Source organism: Pseudomonas palmensis (assembly GCF_049942755.1).
Taxonomy (GTDB): Bacteria; Pseudomonadota; Gammaproteobacteria; order Pseudomonadales; family Pseudomonadaceae; genus Aquipseudomonas; species Aquipseudomonas palmensis.
The window spans coordinates 1,898,960-1,915,570 of the sequence record NZ_CP187958.1; the positions used below are offsets into that span (position 1 = coordinate 1,898,960).

The following is a 16,611-nucleotide window of genomic DNA, read 5'->3' on the forward strand; positions in this document are numbered from 1 at the left end:
GGAAGTCAGTTCTTCTCGAGCGACCACAAGTCGCTTTCAATGCTTTCGAACCTCTCTTTGAGGTGCGCCTGCACATCGAAAATCGCCCTGTTGTAGTAATGCGGTGCAATCTCCTGGCTGAACAGCTCCAGCACTTCAGCCACCTCGAACGAACCCAGCTCAAGCTCGAAGCGGTCTTCGAGAAAACGCTTGAGCTTGGCCAGCGCCTCGCGCTCTTCTTCAGGCGCGAGGGTGAGGATCGGCCGCTTGGCGCGGGACTTGCCCATTACCGGCGACCATCCCAGCCGGCGAAGTTCTGCAGCAGCTGCAGGCCATGGGTATGGCTCTTCTCCGGGTGGAACTGCACGGCAAAGCGCGAGCCGTCGGCCAGCGCGGCGGCAAAGTCGACGCCATAGTGACCACTGCCCGCCACCTGCGCCGCGTTGGCGGCGGTGATGTAGTAGCTGTGCACGAAGTAGAAGCGCGCACGGTCGGGGATGTCGTGCCACAGCGGGTGGTCGATGGCCTGGGACACTTCGTTCCAGCCCATGTGCGGCACCTTAAGGTGCTCGCCGTCCTCGTGCAGGCCCTTGCCGAAGAAGCGCACATTGCCCGGGAACAGGCCGATGCAATCGACGCCGTCGTTCTCTTCGCTGTGGTCGAGCAGGGCCTGCATGCCCACGCAGATGCCGAGGAAGGGGCGGTCCTGGCTGACTTCACGCACCAGGCTGTCGAAGCCCAGGCGGCGAATCTCGGCCATGCAGTCGCGGATCGCGCCCACACCCGGGAACACCACGCGGTCGGCCTCGCGGATCACCGCAGCATCGCTGGTGATCAGCACCTTGCCGGCGCCCACGTGCTCCAGGGCCTTGGCCACCGAGTGCAGGTTGCCCATGCCGTAGTCGATAACGGCTACCGTCTGCATTACAGGCAGCCCTTGGTCGACGGCATCTGGCCGGCCATGCGTTCGTCCAGCTCGATGGCCATGCGCAGTGCGCGGCCGAAGGCCTTGAACACGGTCTCGATCTGGTGGTGGGTGTTGTGCCCGCGCAGGTTGTCGATGTGCAGCGAGACGTTGGCGTGGTTGACGAAGCCCTGGAAGAATTCCTGGAACAGGTCGACGTCGAAACCGCCCACGGTGGCGCGGGTGAAGGGCACGTGCATCTCCAGGCCCGGGCGGCCGGAGAAGTCGATGACCACGCGCGACAGCGCCTCGTCCAGCGGCACGTAGGCATGGCCGTAGCGGCGGATGCCCTTCTTGTCGCCGATGGCCTGGTTGAATGCCTGGCCCAGGGTGATACCGACGTCTTCGACGGTATGGTGATCGTCGATGTGCAGGTCGCCCTTGCACTCGATGTCCAGATCGATCAGCCCATGTCGGGCGATCTGGTCGAGCATGTGTTCGAGGAAAGGCACACCGATATCGAATCGGGCCTTGCCGCTGCCATCCAGGTTAATCGAGGCCTTGATCTGGGTTTCCAGAGTATTGCGCTCGACGCTAGCCGTACGTTCGACCATCACCAGCTCCGCAAAATCATTGGGCGAAAAAGGTGTCCATTATAGGCCTAGATACGCGTGGCTTGGAACGAAGAAGACAGTTGGCGGGGAATTTGCGTCAGCAGTACCGGCCTCATCGCGGGTCAAGCCCGCTCCCACACGGTCAGCAGAGATCCTTGTAGGAGCGGGCTTGACCCGCGATGCCTTTAATGGAACAGCACCGCTGTCTTCTGCAGGGTCACCCACACCCCCCACGCCAGCGGAATGCCCACCACCAGCCACGCGGCAATCACCAGCGGCCGGCTGCCCGGCGCGGCCTTCCACTCCAGCACGGTGCTGCCATTGGCGCCCTTGTCGTGCCCCAGCGCCTGTTCGGCCGCCAGTTGCGCATCGGTCATGAAGTACTTGTCGGCCACCGGCCGCACCAGCGCGTTGCACAAAAAGCCCAGCGCCAGCAGCCCGGCCAGGATGTACAGGGTCATGTCATACGCCGCCGCCCGCTCCACGCCCATCTCCAGCTGATATTCGCGCAGGTAGGTGATCAGCACCGGGCCCAGCACCCCGGCTGCCGCCCAGGCGGTCAGCAGGCGACCGTGAATGGCGCCCACCATCTGCGTGCCGAACAGATCGGCCAGGTACGCCGGCACCGTGGCGAAGCCGCCACCGTACATCGACAGGATGATGCAGAACGCCGCCACGAACAGCGCGATGTTGCCCAGGTGGCCCATGTTCGGGATCAGCGCATACAGCGCCACGCCCAGGGCGAAGAAGGCGAAATAGGTGTTCTTGCGCCCGATGTAGTCGGAGAACGAGGCCCAGAAGAAACGCCCGCCGATGTTGAACAGGCTAAGCAATCCGGTGAAGCCGGCGGCAATGGCGGCAATCTGCGCCAGTTGCGTGGCATCCAGCTGGCTGAAGCTCAGGTCGTTGCCCAGTAGCTTGCCGGCGAACACTTCCTGCAGCAGCGGCGAGGCCATGCCCAGAATGCCGATGCCGGCCGACACGTTAAGGCACAGCACCAGCCAGATCAGCGCGAACTGCGGCGTCTTCCACGCCACGCTGACGTGCACGTGGCGGTGGGTGATCATCGCGTTGCCGGCCTTTTTCTGCGGCGCGCTCCAGCCTTCGGGCTTCCAGCCGGTGGGCGGCACGCGGTAGGCCAGGGCGCCGCCGAGCATGAACACGAAGTAGATCAGCGCCATCACCACGAAGCTCTGCCACACGCCCACCCCGTCAGGGCCGGCGAAGTGGCTCATCAGCGCCGCCGCCAGTGGCGCGCCGACCATGGCGCCGCCGCCAAAGCCCATGATCGCCATGCCGGTGGCCATGCCGCGCTTGTCCGGGAACCACTTGATCAGCGTCGATACCGGCGAAATGTAGCCCAGCCCCAGGCCGATACCGCCGATCACGCCACTGCCCAGCCACATCAGCCACAGCTGGTGGGTGTACACCCCCAGCGCCGACATCAGCAGGCCACCGCACCAGCACAGGGTCGAGACCACCCCGGCCTTGCGCGGCCCGGCATGCTCCAGCCAGCCGCCCCAGATGGCCGCCGAACAGCCGAGGAACACGAAGAACAGCGTGTAGATCCAGCTCAGCATCGAGATTGGCCAGTCGCACTCGGCGGTGAACAGACGCGCCACGAAGCTCATCTCCGGCGCACTGATACCGATGGCCTGCGACAGCGGCAGCCAGAACACCGAAAAGCCATAGGCCATGCCGATGCACAGGTGAATGGCCAGGGCCGCCGGTGGCACCAGCCAGCGGTTGAAACCGGCCCTGGCGACAATGCGTTCCTTGGACAGGAAGCCGGGCGTACTGGCGATGCCGCCCACCGTAGTGCTGCTCATTGTTGTTCCCCTCGTGATATGGATGCTCCACCGACCAGGCCTGCTGCCTGCGACTTTGGCTGCCTGGGGCAGCACGTCGTTTATCTGGCAACCGGCCCTTTGACGCGACAATCGGCCGCAACGGGACCGTGGAGGCGCGAGAGAGTACCATTCGCCGCACTCGCTGAAATTAGGCTGATACTGTGGTTTTTGCGAAAACTGATACCCCCGTGTCAGGAACTGCCCTGCCGGTTGCTGTCCAAACCCGGGTCGCGCCGCGCCCGCGCGCCCTGCACGGGGCTATACTCTGCGGCTGAATTTTACAATCGGACTACAAGGACTCGCCCATGAAAGCGTTCGGCAAAATCCTGGGGCTGGTGATACTCGGGTTGTTGCTGATCATTGTGGCGCTGGGCTTTGCCCTGACCCACCTCTTCGATCCCAACGACTACAAAGACGAGATCCGCCAGCTGGCACGCGACAAGGCCCACGTCGAGCTGACGCTCAACGGCGACATCGGCTGGAGCCTGTTCCCGTGGCTGGGGCTGGAACTGCACGAGGCGAGCATCGCCACGCTCAACAATCCCAAGGTGCCATTCGCCGACCTGCAGATGCTCGGCCTGTCGGTGCGCGTACTGCCGCTGCTGCGCCGTGAAGTGCAGATGAGCGACGTGCGCGTCGAGGGCCTTAACCTGACCCTGGCCCGCGACGAACACGGCCACGGCAACTGGGAAGACATCGGCAAGCCGCTGCCGGCCGCCACCCCGGCTGCACCGGCCGAAGGCAGCGCCGGCGCACCGGCCCCAGGCGAGGCCCCGGCCAAGCCGGCCGCCGCCGAGCGCCCGGTCAAGCTGGACATCGACAGCCTCACCGTGAACAACGCCAAGGTGCAGTACAGCGATGCGCAAAGCGGCCAGAGTTTCAGCGCCGAGAGCATCCAGCTGAGCACCGGCGCGGTTCACGAAGGGGTCAACATTCCGCTGACCATGACCGCCTTCTTCAGCGCTGGCCAGCCGGCCCTGCGCGCCCGCACCGAGCTCAAGGGCGAACTGCGCTTCGACCGTGCGCTCAAGCGCTACCAGTTCGAAGACATGAAGCTCAGCGGCGAAGCCTCCGGCGAGCCGCTGCAGGGCAAGACCATGACCTTCGCCGCCCAGGGCCAGTTGCTGGTGGACATGGCCGCGAACGTTGCCGAATGGAACGGCCTGAAGCTGTCGGCCAACCAGCTGCGCGCCCTGGGCGAGCTGAACGTGCGTGACCTGAACAGCACGCCCAAGCTCACCGGCGGCCTGTCCATCGCCCAGCTCGACCTGCGCACGTTCCTCGACAGCGTCGGCGTGGCAGTGCCACCGATGGCCGATGCCGCCACCCTGGGCAAGTTCGAGCTGGTCAGCCGCCTGGAAGGCAGCCCCACCCGCCTGGCCCTGGAAGACCTGGCAGTGAAGCTCGACGACAGCACCTTCACCGGCCGCCTGGCGGTGGATGACTTCGCCAAGCAGGCCCTGCGCGTGCAGCTAAAAGCCGACACGTTCAATGCCGACCGCTACCTGCCGGCCAAGAGCGAGGCCGCCACCGGCGCCAAGGCCGCGCGCCAGGCCGAGGTGCAGCAGAACGAAGCCGGCGCGCTGGCCGGAGCCGGCACCACACCGCTGCCGGACGCACCCACCAAGACCGCCTGGAGCACCGACAAGCTGCTGCCGGTGGACCGCCTGCGCGTACTCGACCTGCAGGCAGACCTGAGCTTCGGCGTGCTCACCCTTGAACAGCTGCCTATCCAGAACGCCGTGCTCAAGGCCCGTGGCCAGGGTGGCCTGATTACCCTGGACACCCTGCAGGGCGGCCTCTACAACGGCGACTTCGCTACCAAGGGCACCCTCGACGTGCGCCCTGCGGTACCGCAGATCGGCCTGAGTACCCAGGTCAACCGCGTACCGGTGGAGCACTTCATCAAGAGCCAGACCGACACCCCGCCGGTCAAGGGCCTGCTGACCCTGAGCAGCAACCTGACCGGCAGCGGCAACAGCCAGAAGGCGCTGATCGACACCCTCAATGGCAACGCCAGCTTCGTCATCAACAACGGTGTGCTGGTCAATGCCAACCTCGAGCAGCAGCTGTGCCAGGGCATCGCCACCCTCAACCGCAAGGCCCTGAGCGGCGAACCACGCGGCAAGGACACCCCGTTCCAGGAACTCAAGGGCAGCCTGGTGCTGCGCAACGGCGTGGCCAGCAACCCGGACCTGAAGGTGCGCATCCCGGGCCTGACCGTCAACGGCCACGGCGACCTCGACCTGCGCGTGCTGGGCATGGACTACCGCGTGGGCGTGATCGTCGAGGGCGACAAGCGCGACATGCCCGACCCGGCCTGCCAGGTCAACGAGCGCTACGTGGGGCTGGAATTCCCGCTGCGCTGCCGTGGCCCGCTGGAGCTGGGTGCCAAGGCCTGCCGCGTGGACAAGGACGGCCTGGGCAAGCTGGCCGGCAAGGCGCTGGGCAACAAGCTGCAGGAAAAGCTCAACGAAAAGCTGGGTGACAAGGTCAGTCCCGAACTCAAAGACGCACTCAAGGGCCTGTTCAAACGATGAATCCCGAGCAGTTTTCCAGCGCCGTGCTGGAATGGTACGACCGTAACGGCCGCCACGACCTGCCCTGGCAACAGGGCATCACCCCGTACCGGGTGTGGGTGTCGGAGATCATGCTGCAACAGACCCAGGTGAGCACCGTGCTCAACTACTTCGGGCGCTTCATGCAAGCCCTGCCCAGCGTCGAGGCCCTGGCCGCGGCGCCGGAGGACGAGGTGCTGCACCTGTGGACCGGGCTGGGCTACTACACCCGCGCGCGCAACCTGCAGAAGACCGCGAAGATCGTGGTGGAGCAGTACGCCGGCCAATTCCCGCGCGATGTCGAGAAGCTCACCGAGCTGCCCGGCATCGGCCTGTCCACTGCCGGGGCAATTGCCAGCATCAGCATGGGCCTGCGTGCGCCGATCCTGGACGGCAACGTCAAGCGCGTGCTGGCCCGCTACACCGCGCAGGAAGGCTACCCGGGCGAGCCCAAGGTGGCCAAGGCGCTGTGGGCCAACGCCGAGCGCTTTACCCCCCACAGCCGAGTCAACCACTACACCCAGGCGATGATGGACCTGGGCGCCACCCTGTGCACGCGCAGCAAGCCCAGTTGCCTGCTGTGCCCGCTGGAGCGCGGCTGCGAGGCGCACATGCTCGGCCAGGAGATCCGCTACCCGATCCCCAAGCCGCGCAAGACCCTGCCCCAGCGCAGCACACTGATGCCGCTGCTGGCCAACAACGAGGGCGCCATCCTGCTGTACCGGCGCCCGTCCAGCGGCCTGTGGGGCGGCTTGTGGAGCCTGCCGGAGCTGGACAGCCTCGACGACCTGCAACACCTGGCCGAGCAGCACGGGGTGAACCTGGGCGAGCCCGTGGCGCTGGACAGCCTGACCCACACCTTCAGCCACTTCCAGCTGGCGATCCAACCCTGGCTGGTGCCGGTGGCCCCCCAGGGTGACCACGTGGCCGAGGCCGACTGGCTCTGGTATAACCTCGCCACCCCGCCGCGCCTGGGCCTTGCTGCCCCGGTCAAGAAACTGCTCAAACGCGCGGCCCACGTATTGAATGCAGGAGAGTCGTCATGACCCGCACCGTAATGTGCCGCAAGTACAAAGAAGAGCTGCCTGGCCTGGAGCGCCCGCCGTATCCCGGCGCCAAGGGCCAGGACATTTTCGAGCATATCTCGCAGAAGGCCTGGGCCGACTGGCAGAAGGAACAGACCATGCTGATCAACGAGAAGCGCCTGAACATGATGAACGCCGAGGACCGCAAGTACCTCCAGGGCGAGATGGACAAGTTCTTCTCCGGCGAAGAATACGAGAAGGCCGAAGGCTACGTGCCGCCTGCCGAATAACCCCGGAAATTCGTAAGCGACGGAATTAATTTAATAAATTTTCAAAAAGTCGTTGACGCAAATCCGAAAAACGCTTTTAATGCGCCCCGTTGCCCAGATAGCTCAGTCGGTAGAGCAGGGGATTGAAAATCCCCGTGTCGGCGGTTCGATTCCGTCTCTGGGCACCACTAATACCGAAAAGCCCCAAGCGAAGTGATTCCTTGGGGCTTTTTATTGCCTGCGATTTGGTGCTCGCCAGGTCGACACCTTCGCCGGCCAGGCCGGCGCCTACCAGGGTTCATGGATGAAAAGGCTTGTGATGACGGCGCTTGCGCTGGTGTGCCTGAACGGTTGCGTCGGTTTCAAGTCCGCCTCGCCCCAGACCCGCGTCGAAAAGACCGACACCTACCGCCAGCTGCTCGGCCGTGATATCACCCCGCACATCACCCGCACCGAACGTTCCGAAGCCACCCGGGAATGGTGCGGCATCAGCCTGTGGCTGGTGGTGCTGCCCGTGCCGCTGAAGCTGCCGGTGTGCTCGACCTACACCGAAGCCGCGTTCGGCCACGACAGGTTCGGCGACGAGCGCGTGCTGATGTACACCACCCACAGCGTCGACAAGAACCCCTACCTCAATGCCTGCGGCCCGTTCATGTTCCTGGCGCCGATCATGCACGGCTATGAAGGCAATGCGCTGTGCGGGCGGCTGCCCTAGCGGCACGCCCCTGCTGCACGCGGCGACACAGGCTTGGGTTTGCCGAGGGAGTGAGGTTCAATAGCGCCACGCATCACCTTCTTTCAAGGATTACCCGCAATGGCTTCCAGCAGCAAACAGCAAAAACGCGCCAAGCGCGCCGCCAGCAAGGCCCGCGAGAACCGCATGGTACGCAGCGGCCAGGCGGTCAAGAGCAGCGGCGAGAGCGCCAGCGCCAGCGTCGAGCAGGTGTTCACCAAGGCCATGGAATCGGGCAGCTACACCGCGCTGTTCGAAAAGATGAAACAGGCCCAGGACACCGGCCTGGCCTCGATGATTGCCGTGTTCCTGGTCGACCCGCTGCTGGCCCTGGTGCTCAAGGGGCACAAGGAAGAACACTCCACCGACTACATCTGCAAGGTGTTCTGCGCCTACCGCCACTGGCTGGACGGCACCGAAGAGGCCCAAGCGATGCAGTGGCTGGAGAGCGACGAGTTCCAGGACGCCTATGTGCAGGCGTCGGAGATCGTCTCCAAGCAGAAGAAATTCGGTTGAGCAACGACCCGGGCTGCGCCGCAGCCCAGGGCCGGCAAAACCCCCGGATGCTGTGCAACCGGTCAAAAACGGCTTTCCAGCATCGGCCAAAACTGGCACCATCGCGCCTTTTTTCATCACGGCTACGGCCCGTGGAAATGGGGCGCGCGGTCATCCGCGCGACAGTCCGCTGCATCGATGCGACACCCACCAGCCCACAGGCCCTTCGCCCCGCCCGCCGTTGTTGGCTGTCGTTCGAGCGCTATGCTAGCGTTGCGCCTCGCCAGGAAGGCCGACAACAGCAGGCACGCACCAGAACTCAAGAGGACCGCACATGGCCCAGGCCACGCCCGCGCTGGAAATCCGCAACCTGCACAAGCGCTACGGCGCGCAGGAGATTCTCAAGGGCATTTCGCTGACCGCCCGCGACGGCGACGTGATTTCGATCCTGGGGTCGTCCGGTTCCGGCAAGTCCACCTTGCTGCGCTGCATCAACCTGCTGGAAAACCCCCACGAAGGCCAGATCCTGGTCGCCGGTGAAGAGCTCAGGCTCAAGGCCGGCAAGAACGGCGAACTGGTCGCCGCCGACAACAGGCAGATCAACCGCCTGCGCAGCGAGATCGGCTTCGTGTTCCAGAACTTCAACCTGTGGCCGCACATGAGCGTGCTCGACAACATCATCGAGGCGCCGCGCCGGGTGCTCGGCCAGAGCAAGGCCGAGGCCATCGAGCACGCCGAGGCGCTGCTGGACAAGGTCGGCATCCACAACAAGCGCCACAGCTACCCGGCCGAACTCTCCGGCGGCCAGCAGCAGCGTGCCGCCATTGCGCGCACCCTGGCGATGAAGCCGAAGGTCATTCTGTTCGACGAGCCCACCTCGGCGCTGGACCCGGAAATGGTCCAGGAAGTGCTCAACGTGATCCGCGCGCTGGCCGAAGAAGGCCGTACCATGCTACTGGTTACCCATGAAATGAGCTTCGCCCGGCAGGTGTCCAGTGAAGTCATCTTCCTGCACCAGGGCCTGGTGGAAGAGCAAGGATCGCCGCAGCAGGTTTTCGAAAACCCGAACTCGGCGCGTTGTAAACAATTCATGTCCAGCAACCGCTAACGGAGCAACACGCATGCAGAACTACAAGAAATTCCTCCTGGCCGCTGCCGCCACCCTGGTGTTCTCGGCCAACGCCATGGCCGCCGAAAAGCTGAAAATGGGCATCGAAGCGGCCTACCCGCCCTTCAACAACAAGGATGCCAGCGGCCAGGTCGTAGGCTTCGACAAGGACATCGGCGACGCCCTGTGCGCCAAGATGAAGGTCGAATGCGAAGTGGTCACCTCCGACTGGGACGGCATCATCCCGGCTCTGAACGCCAAGAAATTCGACTTCCTGATCTCGTCGCTGTCGATCACCGACGAGCGCAAGCAGGCCGTTGACTTCACCGACCCGTACTACTCCAACAAGCAGCAGTTCATCGCCCCGAAAAACGTCGACTTCAAGACCGACCGCGCCTCGCTCAAGGGCAAGACCATCGGCACCCAGCGCGCCACCCAGGCCGCAACCTGGCTGGACGACAACGGCGGCATGGACGGCGACTTCAAGGTCAACCTGTACGACGGCCAGGAAAACGCCTACCTGGACCTGACCTCCGGCCGCCTGGACGCCATCCTGGCCGACAAGTACGCCAACTACGACTGGCTCAAGTCCGATGCCGGCAAGAACTACGAGTTCAAGGGCGACCCGGTCAACGAGAGCGACAAGGTCGGCATTGCCGTGCGCAAGGGTGACACCCAGCTGCGCGACAGGCTGAACGCCGCCCTCAAGGAAATCGTTGCCGACGGCACCTACAAGAAGATCAACGACAAGTACTTCCCTTTCAGCATCTATTGATTCGCCCGACCGGCACCGCCCCTGCGGCGGTGCCCGTCCCTGAACAAGCCTGCCCATGAATATTGATCTCTACGGATTCGGTCCGGCCCTGGCGGCTGGCACCCTGATGACCGTGCAACTGGCGCTGTCGGCCCTGTGCCTGGGGCTGGTGCTGGGGTTGCTCGGCGCCCTGGCCAAGACCTCGCCGTACAAGCCGCTGCAGTGGCTTGGCGGTTTCTACTCGACCCTGGTGCGCGGCGTGCCCGAGCTGCTGTGGGTGTTGCTGATCTACTTCGGCACCGTCAGCCTGATGAGCAAGCTGGGCGACCTCCTGAATATTCCCGGCCTTGAGCTGAGCGCCTTTTCTGCCGGCGTGATCGCTCTGGGCCTGTGCTTCGGTGCCTATGCCACCGAAGTGTTCCGTGGCGCGATCCTGGCCATCCCCAAAGGCCACCGCGAAGCGGGCCTGGCCCTAGGCCTGTCCAAGGCGCGGATCTTCTCGCGGCTGATCCTGCCGCAGATGTGGCGCATCGCCCTGCCCGGCCTGGGCAACCTGTTCATGATCCTGATGAAGGACACCGCGCTGGTGTCGGTGATCGGCCTTGAAGAGATCATGCGCCACTCACAGGTGGCCGTGACCGTCACCAAGCAGCCGTTCACCTTCTACATGGTGGCGGCAATCATCTACCTGGGCCTGACCATCCTTGCGATGATCGGCATGCACTTCCTGGAAAAACGCGCCGCACGCGGCTTCGCGAGGGCCAACCAATGAACTGGGAAGTGATCATCAAGTGGCTGCCACGCCTGGCCCAGGGCGCGACCCTGACCCTGGAGCTGGTGGCCATCGCGGTCATCGCCGGGCTGATCCTGGCCATCCCGCTGGGCATCGCCCGCTCCTCGCGCCACTGGTATGTGCGCGCGCTGCCGTATGGCTACATCTTCTTCTTTCGTGGCACGCCGCTGCTGGTGCAGCTATTTCTGGTGTACTACGGCATGGCGCAGTTCGAGATCGTGCGCAACAGCGCCCTGTGGCCGTACCTGCGCGATCCGTTCTGGTGCACCGTGCTGACCATGACCCTGCACACCGCCGCCTACATCGCCGAGATCCTGAGGGGCGCGCTGCAGGCCATCCCGCGCGGGGAGATCGAGGCGGCGCGGGCGCTGGGCATGTCCCGGGCCAAGGCGCTGTTCTACATCATGCTGCCGCGCGCGGCGCGCATCGGCCTGCCGGCCTACAGCAACGAAGTGATCCTGATGCTCAAGGCCAGCGCCCTGGCCAGTACCGTGACCCTGCTGGAACTGACCGGCATGGCACGCACGATCATCGCGCGCACCTACCTGCCGGTGGAGATCTTCTTTGCCGCCGGCCTGTTCTACCTGCTGATCTCGTTCCTGCTGGTGCAGGGCTTCAAGGTGCTCGAGCGCTGGTTGCGGGTCGATGCCTGCCAGGGCCGCTGAGGTACTGCAGGGCGAGCCACTGCATAGCCGCTTCCAGGCCCTTAACAGCTTTTTGCTGGAGCACCAGGGCCTGTGGCGGCCGCGGCCGTTTACCCAGCTGCACCTGCCGTGGGAGCGCGAGCACCCCGCCCTGAGCCACTGGCTGCGTCAGCGGCCGCTGAGCGAGGCCGACACCCCGCCTGAAAACGCCCCCGCACCGTATCCACAGCTGGCCGCGCAGTGTCAGGCGCTGTCGGCGGTGGGCGAGTTATCCACAATCGAGCTGGCCCCTGCCAACCCGCGCCTGAACGTGGACGTGCCAGGGCGCAAATGGCAGCAGATCGAGGCCTTTGCCGGGCGCCTTGATTTTGCCCGCCAGCCCACGCACTGGCTGGACTGGTGTGCGGGCAAGGGGCATCTGGGCCGGCGCCTGCTGGGCCCGGCGCAGCAACTGACCTGCCTGGAATACGACCCGGCGCTGGTGTTGGCCGGCGAACAGCTCAGCCAGCACCACCGCTTGCCTGCGGAGCATCGCCTGCAGGACGTGATGGCCGCCGATGCCGCCACCCAGCTGGGCAGCCAGCACACCGCCGTTGCGCTGCATGCCTGCGGCGACCTGCACGTGCGCCTGATGCAACTGGCCAGCGCTGGCGGCTGCCGTCAGCTGGCGATTGCGCCGTGCTGCTACAACCGTATCAGCGCAGCGCACTACCAAGCGTTATCCACAGCCGCTCAAGCTTCGACGTTGAGCCTGTCGGTCGACGACCTGGGCCTGCCGCTGAGCGAAACCGTCACCGCCGGCAACCGCGTGCGCCGCCAGCGTGACGCGTCGATGGCGCGGCGCCTGGGCTTCGACCTGCTGCAGCGCGAGGTACGCGGCTGCGACAGCTACCTGCCCACCCCTTCGCTGCCCAGCCACTGGCTGCACAAGCCCTTCGCCCAGTACTGCCAGGACCTGGCCGAACTCAAGGGGCTGCAGGTGACGGGTGCGCCCGACTGGGCGGCACTGGAACAGGCTGGCTGGGCGCGACTGGCCCGGGTGCGCAACCTTGAACAGGTGCGCAACCTGTTCCGCCGTCCGCTGGAGCTATGGCTGGTGTTGGATCGCGCACTGTACCTGGGCGAACAGGGCTTCGAGGTGCGCCTGGGCAGCTTCTGCCCCTACCCTCTCACGCCTCGGAATCTGATGCTTTTGGCAGAGCGCGGTTGACGCGCAAACCTGTGGATAAGTCTGTGCGCAACATTTTGATGAATCGCTGAAAAAGCCGCCCGACAAGGGCTGGCGACAGCTGGTCATTTTTTGTTCACCTTCTAAACCTGAGCAAAAACAGCCATTTGCGCAAAGACGAACGGGCTGGCCACTGGCGATGCACTACGCGCCGAGTTGGCATGCAGCTTGTGCATAAGCATTTTCGCGAATGGCTCTAAGGGCTGCGATCAGGCCAGTTTCAGCAGGCCCATGCCGCCCAGCAGAAGCAGCAGGCCAAGCCAGCCGCGGCCGGCCAGGCGCTGGCCGAACAGGGCCCAGCCCATGGCCACGGTGGCAAGAATGCCGAAGCCGCCCCAGATGGCGTAGGCCATCGACAGGGGGATGTCCTTGACCGCCTGGGCCAGCGCCGTGAAGGCAGCCAGCACGCAGACGATCGACGCCGCCGCGACCCAGCGCTTGCGCAGGCCGTCGGAGTACTTGAGCAGCAGGTTGGCGAGCACCTCGAGCACGATGGCCAGTGCCAGCCAGGCAAAGGGGATCACTTGCAGGCTCAGCATGGCAGGGCCTCCCCGGTGGTTTCACGGCGGGCACTGCGGGTACCGGACTTGATCAGCAGGATACCCGCGATCATCACGCCCAGGCCCAGGGCCTTGAGCAGGCCGATGCTTTCACCCAGCCAGGTGACGCTGACCACGGTGATCAGCACGATGCCGATGCCTTCCCACAGGGCGTAGGCCACACCCAGCGGCACGCGCTTCACGGCGAGCGCGAGGAAGCCGTAGGACAGGCCGATCATGGCGTACATGAGGGCGTGACCGAGAATCGGCGAATGATCGGCGGCGAATTTCATCGACGTGGTGCCGATCACTTCGGCCACGATGGCGATGAACAGATAGATCCAGGAACGCATGGTGCCCTCCCATGGGCATTACAAAAAACGCGAGGGGCTGACGGGGGCGTCAGCAAAAAAGCCGGGGTTTGGGAGGGTGGCGCTAGAGGTCGCCGGTCCAGTGACGTTCACGGGAAACCAGGCGGGAGGTGAGGAGCGGCAACGCTTGAGTGTTCAACATAATGCACAAAAAATTAACTGAGGGCATTGTGGAAGTCAAATCGATAGAGAATGCCTAATGAATTTTGCTGCGGATCATTCGTTATTTGGTGAAAGCCCCTGAAAGGTGGCTGCAAGGCGCGTAAATTATAATTCCCAAATCCGACGTAGCCTGTAAGGCCCAATCGCGGGTCAAGCCCGCTCCCACAAGGTTGGCGGCGATCCCTGTGGGAGCGGGCTTGACCCGCGAAGGCCGCAACGCAGACCCCGCCCTCCTGCGAGTCAAATCGCCACACCACCTCATCCCACACAAATTAATTATTGTGCTGCGATAATTTTTGCTCAATAATCCGCCCCGTTCAAACCAGACCAAGGAAAAACCATGAACAGCAAAACAGTGGCCTACGCACGCTCGCGTCTGCGTGCAATCGGTGCCTTTGCGGCGTTGCTGGCGTGGGGTACGGCGCTGGCCGAATTTGGCTGCAATGCCTGGTTCTGGCTTTTCGACCGGCACGACGTGCTGGCCGCCTACCTGCAAAGCTTCGCCGACCAGATGCCCCTGCTGGTGGCGCCGGGCTTCCAGCCCAGCGTCCTGGCCCAGGCACTGGTCATCACCCTGGACATGATCCCGGCCAGCCTGTCGGTACTGGCCCTGTACCTCACCGGCCTGTTCTTCATCCGCCTGTCACGCGGGCAGACGTGGACGGCCTCCAACATCAAGCTGCTGTGGTGGGTGGGCCTGCTGTGCATCGGCCTGCCGTTGCTGTGGCCGGTGATCGCCACCTTGCAGGGCCTGGCCTTCTGCATCGACCTGCCGCCAGGCGAAAGGAGCTTCAGCGTGGGGATCGGTGTATCATCCGCGGCGGTTTACGAGATCATGAAGGGCATATTGCTGTGTGCCTTCTCCCTCCTCATGCGTGACGCCAAGACCATCAGCGATGAACACAACTGTTATGTCTAGCCTAGCCCCATGCCGATAATCATCAGGCTCGACGTCGTGATGGCCCGGAACAAGATCCGTTCCAAGGACCTGGCCGAGATTATTGGCATTACCGAAGCTAACTTATCGTTGCTGAAGAACGGCAAGATCAAGGGTTTCAAGATCGAGACCCTGGAGAAGCTGTGTCGCGCGCTGAAGTGCCAGCCGGGAGACCTGCTGGAATTCAGCGAGGACTGAACAAGGAACACCCTCTCGTGAGCATCACCTTTCACTGGCGCGCAGCGCTGCTGCTGGCCGCCGGCCTGCTGGGCGGCTGTGGGCCGAGCTACACCTATCGCTATTCGCCACCGCCGAGCCAGCACGGCATGCAGTGCATCAGCGCGTGCTCGCAGCAGCGCAACTACTGCGGGCAACTGGCACGCATGCAGGACAACGCCAACCAGGCCCTGTACCAGTCCGAGATGCGCAGTTACCAGTACTGCCAGCAGGGCAAGAGCAAGAAGGATGCGCGGCGCAGTTGCTACTACCCGAGCTACCCCTACAGCGCGGGGCTGTCGAGTGATTGCGGGCGCGAGTACGACCAGTGCTACCAGGGTTGTGGCGGCACGATTCACCGGATATTGAACAAGGACTGACGGCTTGCGGGCCACATGATGCAATCGGGAAAACACAAATGACCATGAACACCTTCAACACCATCGCCCTGGTGGCCTTTGCCCTGCTGCTGGGTGGCTGTGCCGGTGGGCACGCCAGCCGCGGCGACAGCCTTGCGGGCTGGGACATGCCGCAGATGCAGGTGCTGGGCGACAACGGCCTGCCGGCGCAGCCGCATCGCTACGTGAAATGCGGCAAGCGTGGCTGCCATGAACAGAAGCCGATGCTGTTCGACCCGGCCAAGGCCGAACCGACGGCCGAAAGCCTGCATCGCGGGTGGTAGTAGAAGGGCTGCAGGCCACGTGAACCGTGGCCTTGCGCAAGATTGAGCGGAAGTGGTTTACAGAACCAAACCGATCGCTATAATAGCGCCCCTATGCCGGTATAGCTCAGTTGGTAGAGCAACTGACTTGTAATCAGTAGGTCCCGGGTTCGACTCCTGGTGCCGGCACCATATAAATAAAGGCTCACAGCAATGTGAGCCTTTTTTTATTCTGAGGCGGGCTAGCACCGGGCTAGCAGCAGAGTGGAAATAGGGTCCCCTGGATAGGCTGAATTTTCCTCATATTCGTATCAGGCCTCCATCACTCCGCAAGCCAACTCTCCAAGTACAGGCCTAGGCCTCTCGGTCCTGATATACGCGGAACGCCCCCCCTGCCCACGACCAGTCAGTCTAAAAGCGCAACTGCCTTCGGCACAGATGTGGAGAGACGCTGCCAGCTCAAAGCTGGCTGAATAGGGCATCCAAATGGCTAAGAGCTCTCAGAACTGGAGAAAGCGTCAATCCTCACCCTCATGGATTTAAGCTTCAACAACACCAGAGCGTTAAAGCTCCTAAGGCCAGAGAACGCTACGAGAACGAGCGCTATTGCAACAGCACCTTAGCGATGCCTACAGCAAGCCCACATATAAGCGGTGCCGACTTGTGTGGGCGGTGATCACCTCGCGTGTTCATTAGCTTCGACCAATGCCAAAGCCTTGATCGTTGAAGGGGCGAGACGATGAGGATCGTGATGCTCTGCATCAGCCATAT

20 protein-coding genes and 2 tRNA genes are annotated in these 16,611 nt (G+C 63.7%); 16 read left to right on the top strand and 6 right to left on the bottom strand.

Features of this window, described 5'->3' with window-relative positions; all coding sequences use genetic code 11:
• Positions 1 to 5 precede the first annotated feature (5 nt).
• The 4 genes from ACPRTJ_RS08615 to ACPRTJ_RS08630 form a co-directional block, all read right to left on the bottom strand.
• Positions 6 to 266 (bottom strand): DUF2164 domain-containing protein, encoded by a 261-nt coding sequence (locus tag ACPRTJ_RS08615; protein ID WP_043862208.1) that lies wholly within the window; start codon positions 264 to 266, stop codon positions 6 to 8.
• A complete protein-coding gene (gene hisH, locus ACPRTJ_RS08620) occupies positions 266 to 904 on the bottom strand; it encodes an imidazole glycerol phosphate synthase subunit HisH (RefSeq protein WP_043862209.1) in 639 nt (212 codons plus the stop codon). Before hisH ends, ACPRTJ_RS08615 begins: the two co-directional genes overlap by 1 nt.
• A complete protein-coding gene (hisB, locus tag ACPRTJ_RS08625; protein ID WP_043862210.1) occupies positions 904 to 1,497 on the bottom strand; it encodes an imidazoleglycerol-phosphate dehydratase HisB in 594 nt (197 codons plus the stop codon). Before hisB ends, hisH begins: the two co-directional genes overlap by 1 nt.
• A 185-nt stretch (positions 1,498 to 1,682) precedes the next feature.
• Positions 1,683 to 3,326, bottom strand: a complete 1,644-nt coding sequence (locus tag ACPRTJ_RS08630; RefSeq protein WP_426428582.1) for an OFA family MFS transporter — start codon at positions 3,324 to 3,326, stop codon at positions 1,683 to 1,685.
• Positions 3,327 to 3,652: 326 nt separating this feature from the next.
• Here ACPRTJ_RS08630 and ACPRTJ_RS08635 point away from each other — a divergent pair, with 326 nt between their 5' ends.
• From ACPRTJ_RS08635 to ACPRTJ_RS08685, 11 genes are all read left to right on the top strand, one after another.
• Positions 3,653 to 5,887 carry an AsmA family protein gene (locus tag ACPRTJ_RS08635; protein ID WP_088514667.1) on the top strand — a complete coding sequence of 745 codons (2,235 nt, stop codon included), beginning with the start codon at positions 3,653 to 3,655 and terminating at the stop codon, positions 5,885 to 5,887.
• A complete protein-coding gene (mutY, locus tag ACPRTJ_RS08640; RefSeq protein ID WP_043862213.1) occupies positions 5,884 to 6,951 on the top strand; it encodes an A/G-specific adenine glycosylase in 1,068 nt (355 codons plus the stop codon). The genes ACPRTJ_RS08635 and mutY overlap by 4 nt, the downstream gene beginning before the upstream one ends.
• The gene (locus ACPRTJ_RS08645; protein WP_043862214.1) at positions 6,948 to 7,220 is read left to right on the top strand and encodes an oxidative damage protection protein; all 273 of its coding nucleotides are present in this window, start codon (positions 6,948 to 6,950) and stop codon (positions 7,218 to 7,220) included. The genes mutY and ACPRTJ_RS08645 overlap by 4 nt, the downstream gene beginning before the upstream one ends.
• Before the next feature lie 91 nt (positions 7,221 to 7,311).
• Positions 7,312 to 7,387: transfer RNA gene (locus ACPRTJ_RS08650), tRNA-Phe, on the top strand.
• A gap of 116 nt (positions 7,388 to 7,503) precedes the next feature.
• Positions 7,504 to 7,914, top strand: a complete 411-nt coding sequence (locus ACPRTJ_RS08655; RefSeq protein ID WP_054915790.1) for a hypothetical protein — start codon at positions 7,504 to 7,506, stop codon at positions 7,912 to 7,914.
• Between the two features lie 99 nt (positions 7,915 to 8,013).
• The gene (locus tag ACPRTJ_RS08660; protein WP_043862216.1) at positions 8,014 to 8,448 is read left to right on the top strand and encodes a hypothetical protein; all 435 of its coding nucleotides are present in this window, start codon (positions 8,014 to 8,016) and stop codon (positions 8,446 to 8,448) included.
• Between the two features lie 313 nt (positions 8,449 to 8,761).
• A complete protein-coding gene (locus ACPRTJ_RS08665; protein ID WP_054915791.1) occupies positions 8,762 to 9,535 on the top strand; it encodes an ABC transporter ATP-binding protein in 774 nt (257 codons plus the stop codon).
• Between the two features lie 13 nt (positions 9,536 to 9,548).
• Complete coding sequence (locus ACPRTJ_RS08670; RefSeq protein ID WP_043862218.1) at positions 9,549 to 10,310, top strand: ABC transporter substrate-binding protein; 762 nt, start codon at positions 9,549 to 9,551, stop codon at positions 10,308 to 10,310.
• A 55-nt stretch (positions 10,311 to 10,365) separates the two neighbouring features.
• Positions 10,366 to 11,061 carry an ABC transporter permease gene (locus tag ACPRTJ_RS08675; protein WP_054915792.1) on the top strand — a complete coding sequence of 232 codons (696 nt, stop codon included), beginning with the start codon at positions 10,366 to 10,368 and terminating at the stop codon, positions 11,059 to 11,061.
• Positions 11,058 to 11,747 carry an ABC transporter permease gene (locus ACPRTJ_RS08680; protein WP_043862220.1) on the top strand — a complete coding sequence of 230 codons (690 nt, stop codon included), beginning with the start codon at positions 11,058 to 11,060 and terminating at the stop codon, positions 11,745 to 11,747. Before ACPRTJ_RS08675 ends, ACPRTJ_RS08680 begins: the two co-directional genes overlap by 4 nt.
• Positions 11,728 to 12,936, top strand: coding sequence for a methyltransferase (locus ACPRTJ_RS08685; protein WP_426428586.1), 1,209 nt, complete (start codon positions 11,728 to 11,730; stop codon positions 12,934 to 12,936). The genes ACPRTJ_RS08680 and ACPRTJ_RS08685 overlap by 20 nt, the downstream gene beginning before the upstream one ends.
• Positions 12,937 to 13,163: 227 nt before the next feature.
• On the opposite strand, the gene mdtI is transcribed toward ACPRTJ_RS08685, so the two are convergent.
• Positions 13,164 to 13,493: a multidrug/spermidine efflux SMR transporter subunit MdtI gene (mdtI, locus tag ACPRTJ_RS08690; RefSeq protein ID WP_043862222.1), complete on the bottom strand. Its 330-nt coding sequence runs from the start codon at positions 13,491 to 13,493 to the stop codon at positions 13,164 to 13,166.
• On the bottom strand, positions 13,487 to 13,846 hold the full coding sequence (locus ACPRTJ_RS08695; RefSeq protein ID WP_043862223.1) for a multidrug/spermidine efflux SMR transporter subunit MdtJ: 360 nt from the start codon (positions 13,844 to 13,846) through the stop codon (positions 13,487 to 13,489). The genes mdtI and ACPRTJ_RS08695 overlap by 7 nt, the downstream gene beginning before the upstream one ends.
• 520 nt (positions 13,847 to 14,366) lie before the next feature.
• Here ACPRTJ_RS08695 and ACPRTJ_RS08700 point away from each other — a divergent pair.
• From ACPRTJ_RS08700 to ACPRTJ_RS08720, 5 genes are all read left to right on the top strand, one after another.
• Positions 14,367 to 14,945, top strand: a complete 579-nt coding sequence (locus ACPRTJ_RS08700; protein ID WP_043862224.1) for a hypothetical protein — start codon at positions 14,367 to 14,369, stop codon at positions 14,943 to 14,945.
• A gap of 9 nt (positions 14,946 to 14,954) precedes the next feature.
• On the top strand, positions 14,955 to 15,161 hold the full coding sequence (locus ACPRTJ_RS08705) for a helix-turn-helix domain-containing protein (protein WP_043862225.1): 207 nt from the start codon (positions 14,955 to 14,957) through the stop codon (positions 15,159 to 15,161).
• Between the two features lie 17 nt (positions 15,162 to 15,178).
• Positions 15,179 to 15,559: a hypothetical protein gene (locus tag ACPRTJ_RS08710; protein ID WP_043862226.1), complete on the top strand. Its 381-nt coding sequence runs from the start codon at positions 15,179 to 15,181 to the stop codon at positions 15,557 to 15,559.
• A gap of 38 nt (positions 15,560 to 15,597) precedes the next feature.
• Entirely contained in the window at positions 15,598 to 15,861 is a 264-nt protein-coding gene (locus ACPRTJ_RS08715; RefSeq protein WP_054915796.1) for a hypothetical protein, read from the top strand.
• Positions 15,862 to 15,956: 95 nt separating this feature from the next.
• Positions 15,957 to 16,032, top strand: a tRNA-Thr gene (locus ACPRTJ_RS08720).
• The last annotated feature ends 579 nt before the right edge of the window (positions 16,033 to 16,611 follow it).